We start from the raw sequence: 11855 nt of genomic DNA, 5'->3' as shown, positions 1-11855 counted from the left end.
ACCTCCGAACCTCCGAACCGAACAACGCCTGCGCGCCGCAATCGCTGCACGCAGGCCGCCGGTGTTGACGCATGCTCACGCGCTCAGCGCGTCGGCACCATCCCGCGCGCGTGACCGCGCGGGCGTCGTGTCGCTGACGATCTGCCCGTTGTCGAGTTTCAGCAGGCGATCGGCGAGATCGAAATAGCGGTCGTCGTGCGTGATCACGATCACGGCCTTGCCGCGCGCGCGCAGCTCGGGCAGCAGCTGCTCGTAGAACACGGCCTTGAACGACGGATCCTGGTCGGCCGCCCATTCGTCGAACAGGTAAAACGGGCGGTCCTCCAGATACGCGACGACGAGCGCGAGCCGCTTGCGCTGCCCGGTCGACAGCGCACGGTTCGAGAACGCGCCGTCGACGACCTTCACCTTGTGATCGAGCGCGAGCTTCGCGACCAGCGCGTTCGCGCGCGCATCGGCCTGCGCACGCGCCGGATCGTCCGGATCGACGATGCCGAGCAGCGCATCGAACAGGTGGAAATCGTTGAACACCGCGCTGAAGCGCTGCCGGTACGCCGCACGCTCGCGCCAGCCGATCGCGAGGCCGTCGACCTCGATCGTGCCTTCCTCCGGCTCGTAGAGCCCCGTCAGCACCTTCGCGAGCGTCGTCTTGCCGCTGCCGTTGCCGCCGACGATGAACACGAGCTCGCCCGGCTGGATCGTCAGGTCGATCGGCCCGATGCGGAACATTCGTTCGTCGCGCTCGTGGAAGTACGCATGCGTGACGCCGCGCAGCGTGACGGCGCCGGCCGGCGGCACGTCGGGCGCGTCGCTGGCGGGCGGCACCGTGCGCAGCGCGCCGAACTCGGCCATCACGCCTTCGATCCGCGTGAGCGACACGCGCGCCGCATTGACGGTCGGCAGATTGTTCAGCAGTCCGTCGAGCGGCACCAGCATGAACAGGAACACGACGACGTAGCCGGCCGCCGCACCGGCGTCGGCATGCACGCCCAGCTGCGGCCAGAACGCGGCCGCGCCGAGGAACACGTAGAACAGGAAGATGATCCAGCCGACACCGACCGCATACGCGCTGAACGCGCGGCGGCGGTGGTCGCGCACCTCGCCGATCGCGGCGCCGAGCTGGCCGTCGACGAACTGGCGCGCGCGCGCGTCGTGCAGCTTCAGCTCCTTCGCGCCGGAGAACAGCGAACCGAGATAGCCGAACAGGCGGTCCTGCGCGTGGCCGGCCGCCTCGAGTGACGCGATCGCGCGGCGGTCGCCGGTGTGATAACCGAGCGAGCCCGCGATGATCGCGGTCAGCGCGAGCAGGCACACCGGCCACGACAACCACGCGAGATAGCCGAGGCAGCCGAACACGATCGAGCCGTGCATCACCAGGTTCGGCAGCGCGAAGAACAGCATCGACACGTTGGTCGCGTCGTCGGTCAGCACCGACTGCACGGGCGCCGCGCCGATCCGCTCGATGTCGCGCAGTTCGGCTGCGCCGACACGCCGCGCGAGATGCACGCGCAGACGCGCCATCGTGTCCTGCGACAGCCGGGCGAACAACGTGCCCGACACGATCCGCGTGACGAGCGCGATCACCGCGCACAGCGCGAAGCGCCACGCGAGCGACGCGTCGGCCGCGCCGGGCTGCGCGAGCGCGCGGTTCAGCGTCGCGACGAGCAGCACGCTCGCGACGCCGTTGAGCACACAGGCGACGAGCGCAAGCGCGAGCGATGCGCGGCTTTCGCGCAGCAGCGCGAGGATCAGGCGGGCCGCGGGGCGGCCGGGGGAGGCGTCGAGGGACGGCGGGGAAGAAGGCTCGTGGGCGGCGGTCATCGGCAACGTCGGTAAATGAAGGGCAGGCAAACCGTGCGGAAACGGCAAAACTGACGCGAAAGCGGCGCGCGGGACGGGCCCGGTTGCGGCGCTCCTCCCTGATAGACGAACGGGCCGCGCAAATATTTAGCCATGCCGTCAAAAAATGCATCCGTTCGGACTTTGCGCGCAGAACGGTAAAAAATCGGCCGCGCCGTTCGTCACACCAGTGAAGCCGCCCCAAGCGGCCCCGAGACTTGGCCGAAGCGGCCGGACCGAAGGACTTCACGCACATGACGAGTTTCCCGACTGCGTTGCACCACCGAATCCGCGAACTGGCGCGCCGCGCGCCAGCCGCCCCTGCGCTCGCCGCGCCTTTCCAGAACGACCTGCGCCTGTCGCGCGGCGCGCTCGACGCGCGTGCATCGCGCCTTGCTCGCCAGTTGCGTGCTGCCGGTGTCGGCGAGGAAGTGCGGGTCGGCGTCTGTGTCGAACGCTCGTGTGAGCTGTTCGTCGCGCTGCTGGCCGTGCTGAAGGCGGGCGGCGTGTTCGTGCCGCTCGATCCGCGTCATCCGGCCGCGCGCCTCGACTGGATCGTCCGCGATGCGCAGTTGCGCCACGGGATCGTCGATGCGGCGGGCCGCGCGGCGCTCGGCGCGTCGTTCGAACACGCGTTCGACGCGACGTCGGCGGTGGATGACGGCGCGGATGCCGCCGCCTTCGCCGACGAAGAAGACGAAGACGTGCCGGTGCATCCGCGTGCGGCCGCCTACATGATCTATACGTCGGGCTCGACCGGCACGCCGAAGGCGGTGGTCGTCGAGCACGGGCCACTCGCCGCGCATTGCGACGCGCTCGCGGCCGCACTGCCGATCGAAGGCGGCGATCGCCTGCTGCATTTCGCGTCGGTCAATTTCGACGCCGCGCACGAATGCTGGCTCGCGCCGCTCGCGGTCGGCGCGAGCGTGACGATTGCACCGCCGCAGCCGTTCGCGCCGGACGCCGCCCATGCGCTGATGGTGCGCGAATCAGTCAGCGTCGCCGCGTTCCCGCCGGCCTACCTGCGTGAATTCGCGGCCGTCGCCGCGCGCGACGGCGTGCCGCCGGCCTTGCGCGTGCTCGCGTTCGGCGGCGAAGCGCTGCCGCAACAGGCCTTCGAATTCGTGCGCCGCACGTTCCCGTCAGTACGCCTGATCAACGGCTACGGGCCGACCGAGGCCGTGATCTCGCCGATGCTGTGGCCGGTCGAACCGGGCGAAACGCCCGTGCTGGCCGCGCACGATGCGTATGCGTCGCTGCCGATCGGCCACGTGATAGGCCCGCGCGTCGCGCGTATCGAAGGTGACGAGGCGGGCGAATCGGGTGAATCGGGTGAATCGGGCGAGGGCGGCGAACTGCTGCTCGGCGGCGTGTGCATCGCGCGCGGCTATCACGGCCGCCCGGCGTTGACGGCCGAACGCTTCATTCCCGATGCGCAGGGCGAGCCCGGTGCACGCGTGTACCGCACCGGCGACCTCGCGCGCCAGCGCGCCGACGGCGCCTTCGATTATCTCGGCCGTCTCGACGACCAGGTCCAGGTGCGCGGCGTGCGCGTGGAGCCCGCCGAAATCGCCGCGTGCCTGCGCACGCATCCGGCGGTGGCCGACGCGGCCGTGATCGCCGAAACCGGCAACGGGCCGACGCGGCTCACCGCGTGCGTCGCGCTGCGCGCGGCCGCCGACGATGCGGCGCTGAAGGCGCACGTGGGCGCGCAGTTGCCTGCCGCGTGGCAGCCGCACCGGTTCGTGCGCTGCGATGCGCTGCCGTACACGCTGAACGGCAAGCTCGACCGTGCCGCGCTGCGCGAGTGCATCGCCGCAGCACGGGATACCGAACAACACGCTGGCGACGCACCGCGCACGCCGACCGAAGCGCAGATCGCCGGTTTCTGGCAGACGCTGCTCGGCCTCGACGCGACGCCGTCGCGAGCCGACCGCTTCTTCGCGCTGGGCGCCGATTCGCTCGCGGCGATGCAACTGCAGGCCGCGATCCGCGCCGCGTTGCGCGTGAACCTGCGGCTCGACATGCTGTTCGCCGATCCGGCGCTGGGCGAGCTGGCCGCGCACGTCGATCGCGCGGAACGCGAAACGGGCGAGCCGCTGGCCGCGATCGCCGCGCGCCGTGCGCCGGCTGATGCGGCCGCATCGGGTGCGGCGCATGTCGATCGCGCGGCATCGCTCGCGCAGCAACGCTTCTGGGTACTCGCGCAAACGCGCGACGCCAGCGCCGCCTATCACATCGCCGCGCACTGGACGATCGACGGCGCGCTCGACCGCGCTGCACTGCAGCGCGCGCTCGATCACGTGATCGGGCGGCACGAGGCGTGGCGCACGACGCTCGTCGACAATGACGACGGCATCGTGATGCAGCGTATCCACGCGCATCTGCCGGTTTCGATCGCCACGGTCGACCTGCGCGACCAACCGCCGGCTGCACGCGATGCAGAGGCTGCTCGTCTTGCCGAACGCGACGCGGGCGCGCCGTTCGATCTCTCGCACGGGCCGCTGCTGCGCGCGACGCTCGTCGTGCTCGCCGACGAGCGCCAGCGGCTGCTGTTGACCGCGCATCATGCGATCACCGACGGCTGGAGCTCGCGCTGCGCATTCGACGAGCTGTCGGCCGCATACGGCGCGTACGCGCAAGGCCGCGAGCCGTCGTTGCCCGCGTTGCCGATCCAGTACGCCGACTACGCGGACTGGCAGCGCGACATGCTCGCTGGCGGCGAAGGCGAGCGTCAGCTCGAATATTGGCGCGGCGCATTGCGCGACGTGCCGGGCCCGCTCGCGCTGCCGGTCGACCGCCAGCCGGGCGCGACGCGCACGCTGCAGGGCGCGCGTGCGTCGCTTCGCCTGCCCGACACGGTCACGGCCGATGTGCGGCGTCTCGCGCGCGACGCGCAGGCCACGGTCTTCACCGTGCTGCTGGCCGCGCTCGACGCATGGCTGTCGCGCCTGACCGGCGAGACGGACGTCGTCGTCGCGGTGCCGGTCGCGCATCGTCAGCGTCCGGAAACCCGCGCGCTGCTCGGCCTGTTCCTGAATACGGTCGCACTGCGCGTGCGCGTGGTGCCGACTCTGCCGTTTCGCGCGCTGGTCGACGCGGCACGCACGGCGGCACTCGACGCGGTCGCGCATCAGGATGTGCCGTTCGAACGCGTCGTCGATGCGGTGAAGCCGCCCGTCAAGCGCGGCGACGAATGGCTGCGCGTGAAATTCGCGCAGCAGTTCGATGCGCGGCACGACAGCGTGCTGCCGGGCGCGACCGCGGTTGCGACGCCGGGGCCCGATCTCGCCGCGCGCTTCGATTTCGCGCTGGACTTCACCGATGACGCGAACGGGATCGAACTCGTCGCCGCCTATGCGACCGACTGCATCGATGCCGATACCGCGCGCGCATGGCTCGACAGTTATGCGGCGCTCGTCGCCGCCGCCGCACATGAACCGCAATGCACGACGGCCGCGCTGCCGTGCGATGCGTCGCCGGCATCGCGCCAGTCGCGCGACGGCCGCGCGCTGAGCGTCGAGCACACCGACATCGTCGCCGCATTCGCGCGGCAGGCCGCTGCCTATCCGCATCGCGTCGCGCTTGCCGATACGTCGGCGGCGCTGACGTTCGCCGAACTCGACGACGCGTCGAACCGCATCGCGCACGCACTGACACTGCGCGGCTCGACGGCAGACGCGCCCGTCATCGTCTGCATCGAGCGTTCGGCACGCTTCGTCGTCGGCCTGCTCGGCGCGCTGAAGGCCGGCGCGCTGGCCGTGCTGCTCGACCCGGCCCAACCGGACGCACGCCTGGCCGCGGCCGCCGCCGATAGCCGCGCACGCTGGGCGCTGGTTGCGAACGCGGCCGCGTGGCCGGCCGGCATCGACGCGCAGCCGCTCGACGTCGACACGCTCGCGCAGGACGCGACGCTCGCACACGCGGCCGGCGTACGCGTCGCGCGGCATCCCGAACAGGGTGCCTATCTGATCTATACGTCGGGCTCGACCGGTACGCCGAAGGGCGTCGTCGTGTCGCACGGCGCGCTGGCCGACTACGTGCAGGGAATGCTCGACGAACTTGCGTTCGCCCCGGACGCGTCGTTCGCGATGGTGTCGACCGTCGCCGCCGACCTCGGCCACACGACGCTATTCGGCGCGCTGTACGCCGGTCGCACGCTGCACCTGCTGCCGGCCGCGTGCGCGTTCGATCCGGACCTGTTCGCGGAAGAAATGCGCCGCCGCGACGTCGGCGTGCTGAAGATCGTGCCGAGCCACCTGCAGGCGCTGCTCGATGCGCGCGTGCCGGCCGACGTGCTGCCGCGCCACGCGCTCGTGACCGGCGGTGAAGCGCTGACGTGGGCGCTCGTCGCGCGTCTGGCCGCGCTCGCGCCGGCCTGCCGCGTGATCAACCATTACGGGCCGACCGAAGCGACGGTTGGCGCGATCGCGTGCGACACCGCGTCGATCGCGGCCGACGCGCGCGATCCGGCGAGCGGCGTGCCGCTCGGCGCGCCGCTGCCGAATGCGCGCGCACTGGTACTCGACGCGTTCGGCGCGTGCGTGCCCGCCGGTGCGACGGGCGAACTGTATCTGGGCGGGCCGGGCGTTGCGCGCGGCTACCTGAACCGGCCGGCGCAGACCGCCGAGCGCTTCGTGCCCGATCCGTTCACGCCCGGCGCGCGCCTGTATCGCACCGGCGACCGCGTGCGTCTGCGCACGGACGGCCGTCTCGCGTTCCTCGGCCGGATCGACGATCAGGTGAAGATTCGCGGCTATCGCGTCGAGCCGGGCGAGGTGAGCGCGGCGGTACGCGCGTGCGGCCCGATTGCGCAGGCCGAGACGCTCGCGATCGAGCACGACGGCCGTCTGCGGCTTGCGACGTTCGTCGTGATGCGCGACGGCGCGGCATTCGATGAAGCCGCCGTGCGCGCGGCGCTCGGCACGACGCTGCCCGACTACATGGTGCCCGCGCAGTTCGTCGCGCTCGCACGTCTGCCGGTGACCGCGAACGGCAAGATCGATCGCGCGGCACTGCGCGAACTGGCGGCCGCGCCGGTGGCGACGGCCTCCGGCGACGCGCCGCAGGGCCCGGTCGAAACGGCGCTCGCGGAAGTCTGGCAAGCGGTGCTGAAGGCGCCGCATGTCGGCCGCGACGACAACTTCTTCGAACTCGGTGGCGATTCGATCCTCGTGCTGCAGGTGATCGCACGCGCCCGCAAGCGCGGCGTGCGCTTCACGCCGAAGCAGCTGTTCGACGGCCCGACGGTCGCCGAACTCGCGCGCATCGCGAAGACCGGGGACGTTGCCGCTGCTATGTCGGCAACGACTTCCGCAACGCCCATGCCAGATCAGTCCGCACCGGCTGCCGAGGCGATCCTGACGCCCGCGCAACAGCGCTTTTTCGCGCTCGACGTGCCGCGTCCGGGCCACTGGAACCAGTCGGTCGCGTTCGACGTGCGCGGCCCGTTCGACGCCGATGCGTTCGCGCGTGCATTCGATACGTTGCTGACCCATCACGATGCTTTCCGCCAGCGCTTCGCGCGTGGCGCGGACGGCAAGTGGCACGCGCGCGATGTGGCAAAGCCGTACGACGCGCTGCCGTTCGTCGAAGTCGCCGCACGCGATGATGCCGACGCGCTGGCGCGCTTCGACGCACTGCAGCGCCGCCTCGATCTCGGCCGTGGGCCGCTCGCCTGCGCATGCGCGGCGCGGCTGCCGGACGGTGCGACGCAGCTATATCTGGCGATTCACCACGCGATCGTCGACGGCGTGTCGTGGCGCATCCTGCTCGACGACCTGGACGCCGCGTATCGCGCTGCATGCGAGCGCACGCCGGTCCGTCTGTCGCAGCCGGGCCTGCGAGCGGACGCATGGGCAGCACGCCTGGCGCGTGCCGCGACCGACCCGGCGTCGCCGCTCACTGCCGAAGTCGCATACTGGACCGGCATGGCACAGGGCGACGACCTCGTGCCCGATCATCCGGACGCACCGGCGACGAACGCCGACGCGGCCGTCGTCGTGCAGACGATCGACGCGGCACTGACCCGCGCCGCGCTGACCGATGCGCATGCCGCGTATCGCACGCAGACGATCGAACTGCTGGGCACGGCGCTCGCCCTGGCGCTGGCCGGTGCCGGTGCCGGTGGCGCCGCATCGTGCCGGGTCGAACTCGAAGGGCATGGCCGCGAGGCGCTGTTCGACGATGCGGACGCGAGCCGCACGATCGGCTGGCTGACGAGCCACTATCCGGTGACGCTGCCGGTCGCCGCCACGGCGCGCGACACGCTGTGCGCGGTCAAGGACACGCTGCGCGCGGTGCCGCACAAGGGGCTGGGCTTCGGCGTGCTCGCGCACTACGGCGATGCGGCGACGCGCGCGGCGCTGGCCGCGGTGCCTCGTCCGCACGTCACGTTCAACTATCTTGGCCAGTTCGACGCACCGCGCGACGCGATGCTCGTGCCGCGCTTCGGCGGTACCGGCATCGAGCGCGACCCGCAAGGGCCGCTCGGCAACACGCTCGCGATCCACGCCTATCTGGATACCGATCGCGATGGCGCACGCACGCTGAAGGTTCACTGGGTATACGGCGCGCCGCAATTCGAGCGCGCGACGATCGACGCATTCGCGGCACGCTTCGCCGTCGCACTGCGCGAACTCGCCGACGCATGCGCGTCGCGTGTCGCGCATCGCGGCGGCGGCGCGACGCCGGGCGATTTTCCGCTCGCGCAGGCCGCCGGTCTCACGCAAGCCGCGATCGAGCGCGCGCCGCTCGACTGGCGCACGATCGACGACGTGTATCCGCTGTCGCCGATGCAGCAGGGAATCCTGTTCCACGCACTGTTCGCACCCGGCCACGCAAGCTACGTGAACCAGCTCGTCGCGACCGCGACGGCGCTCGATGCCGACCGGCTGGCGGCCGCATTCGGCGCGTCAGTCGCGCGCCACGACATCCTGCGCACCAGTGTGATGCCCGACGAGGCCGCACCGCTGCAATGCGTGCATCGCCATGCGCAGATGCCGATCGAACAGCTCGACTGGCGCACGCGCGGCGACACGCTCGACGCCGATTTCGACGCATGGCTCGCGGCCGACCGCGCACGCGGCTTCGACTGGCGCGAGCCGCCGCTGATGCGGCTCACGCTGATCCGCGTCGCAAACGACGCATGGCGGGTCGTCTGGACGCGTCACCACGTGCTGCTCGATGGCTGGAGCACCGCGCGCCTGCTCGCCGACATGCTGCGCGACTATCGCGGCCCCGATGCCGTGTCGCCGTTCGCGAGCCGCCCGACGCTGCGTTACCGCGACTTCATCGCATGGCTCGGCACACGCGACCGAGCGGCGGACGAGCGCTTCTGGACCGATCGGCTCGCGCGTCTCGACGCACCGACGCTGATCGCCGAGCGCGTGGCCGACCGTGCGGATGCCGACATGGTCACGTGGCGCGCGACGATCGATGCGGATGCGATGACGCGCGTCGCACGAACGGCACGTGCGCTGAAACTGACCGTCAACACGCTGGTGCAGGGTGCGTGGGCGCTCGCGCTGCAGCGCATGACGCACCAGCCAGCCGTCGCGTTCGGCGCGACCGTCTCGGGCCGTCCCGATGCGCTCGCGGACGTCGACACGGTGCTCGGCCTCTTCATCAACACGCTGCCGGTGATCACGGCGCCTGCGCCGCAGCAACGCGCGGCCGACTGGCTGCAAGCGCTGCAGCGCGAGAACGCGGCCGCCGCCGAGCATGCGCACACGCCGCTCGCCGACATCCAGCGCTGGGCACGCGGCGCCGGCGGCGCACTGTTCGACACGCTGGTCGTGTTCGAGAACTATCCGGTCGACGACACGGCGCGCGACACCGATCCGCGCGCGCTCGCACTGAGCGACGTGCGCAGCATCGAAGCGACCGATTTCGCGCTGACGCTCGTGATCGAGAGCGGCGCCGAGCTGACGATTGACTACGGCTACGACACCGCGCGCGTCGATGCGCGCCAGGTCGAGACCTGGCACCGCGCGTTCGCGTGCGCGCTCGACGCGCTGTCCCGCACGCCGGACGCATTGCTCGGCACGCTGTCGATCGCCGACGACGCGACGCGCGACGCACTGGCGCTCGCGCAGGACACGGCGCGGATGTGGCCGGACGCGCAACGGCAGCCGCTGCACCTGCAATTCGCGGCCGCTGCACGGGCGACGCCCGACGCGATCGCGCTCGAATACACGGATACCCATGGCAGCGTGCAACGTGCGACTTATCGCGAACTCGACCTGAACACGACGCGTGTCGCCGCCGCATTGCGCCGGCGCGGCGTGCTGCCAGATACGCCCGTGGCGTTGTGCGTCGAGCGCTCGTTCGACATGGTGACGGCACTCGTCGGCGTACTGAAGGCCGGCGCGGCCTACCTGCCGGTCGATCCCGACTATCCGGCCGAGCGCATCGCGTACCTGCTGCGCGACGCGCGGCCGGCGGTCGCGATCACGCAGGCCCATCTGCGCGAGCAGGTCGAGGCCGCGCTCGGCAACGACGCGACGACGCAACTGCTGACGGTAGCCGATCTGCTCGCCGACGGCACCGACAACGGCGTCGATGGCGACGATGGCGATGCAGCGGCCGATACCGCCACCGACGCTGCGACCGACATCGACGACGCCCGGCTCGCATACCTGATCTACACGTCCGGCTCGACGGGCAAGCCGAAGGGCGCCGGCAACTCGCACGGCGCGCTCGCGAACCGGATCGCGTGGATGCAGCACGCGTACCGGCTGACGCGCGACGACGTCGTGCTGCACAAGACGCCATTCGGCTTCGACGTATCGGTATGGGAATTCGTGTGGCCGCTCGCGATCGGCGCGAAGCTCGCGATCGCCGCGCCCGGCGATCACCGCGATCCGGCCCGCCTCGCGGCCGCGATCCACGCACACGGCGTGACGGTGCTGCACTTCGTGCCGTCGATGCTGGCCGCGTTCGCCGCATATCTCGACGATTTCACGGCCGCAGCGCAATGCGACAGCGTGCGCCTGATCGTCGCGAGCGGCGAGGCGCTCGCGCTCGAACTCGTCGCGAAGGTCGCACGGCTGATGCCGGACGCGACGCTCGTGAACCTGTACGGGCCGACGGAAGCCGCGATCGACGTGTCGCACTGGACCTGCGGCCCCAGCGACGCGAGCGCCGTCGCGGTGCCGATCGGCCATCCGATCGCGAACCTGCAGCTGCACGTGCTCGACGCGGCCTGGCAACCGGTGCCGGCCGGCGCGACCGGCGAACTGTATCTGGCGGGCGCGGGCCTCGCACGCGGCTATCTCGGCCGTCCGGGGTTGACCGCTGAGCGCTTCGTGCCCGATCCGTTCGTGGCGGGCGCGCGCATGTATCGCACCGGCGACCTCGCGCGGCGCCGCGCCGATGGCGCGTTCGATTACCTCGGCCGCGTCGACACGCAGGTGAAACTGCGCGGCCAGCGGATCGAGCCCGGTGAAATCGAGGCGCTGTTGCGAGCGGCGCCGGGCGTGCACGACGCGGTCGTGATCGTGCGCGACGAGCAACTGATCGGCTATGTCGCCCGCGGCGACGCGGGGCCGCTCGACCGTGCGGCACTGCTGGATTCGCTGCGCGCGCAGTTGCCGGCATACATGGTGCCGTCGCAACTGATCGAGCTCGACGCGCTGCCGGTCACGCCGAACGGCAAGTGCGATCGCCATGCGTTGCCCGCGCCGGTGCGCGAGGCAGCCGCGGCCGTCGAACTCGCGACCGACACGGAGCGCGCGCTCGCGGCGATCTGGCAGCGCGTGCTGCACGTGGACGCGATCGGCCGCGACGACGACTTCTTCCTGCTCGGCGGCCACTCGCTGCTTGCGACGCAGGCCCATGCGCAGGCGAACCTGCACTGGGGTCTCGCGCTGCCGCTGCGCACGCTGTTCGACACCCGCACGCTCGAACGCTGCGCGGACGCGATCGACGCGGCCTGCGCGGCACGCGGCGAGACCGACGCGGCGAGCGCGATCGATGCGCTGCTCGGCGAACTGGAAACCCAATAAGGACGACGG

Annotated in this window: 2 protein-coding genes; one reads left to right on the top strand and one right to left on the bottom strand. The window is 71.3% G+C overall.

What is annotated here, in order from left to right:
* Positions 1–75: 75 nt before the first annotated feature.
* Positions 76–1821, bottom strand: a complete 1746-nt coding sequence (locus DIE15_RS09215) for a cyclic peptide export ABC transporter (protein WP_057924449.1) — start codon at positions 1819–1821, stop codon at positions 76–78.
* 272 nt (positions 1822–2093) lie between these two features.
* Between DIE15_RS09215 and DIE15_RS09210 the strand changes: the two genes are divergently transcribed.
* Entirely contained in the window at positions 2094–11846 is a 9753-nt protein-coding gene (locus tag DIE15_RS09210; RefSeq protein WP_124833032.1) for a non-ribosomal peptide synthetase, read from the top strand.
* The last annotated feature ends 9 nt before the right edge of the window (positions 11847–11855 follow it).

This window comes from Burkholderia sp. Bp9031 (assembly GCF_003857965.1).
GTDB classification, from domain to species: domain Bacteria; phylum Pseudomonadota; class Gammaproteobacteria; order Burkholderiales; family Burkholderiaceae; genus Burkholderia; species Burkholderia ambifaria_A.
The sequence above is the reverse complement of the archived record's forward strand: the minus strand, read 5'-3'. Positions and strand labels throughout refer to the sequence as shown.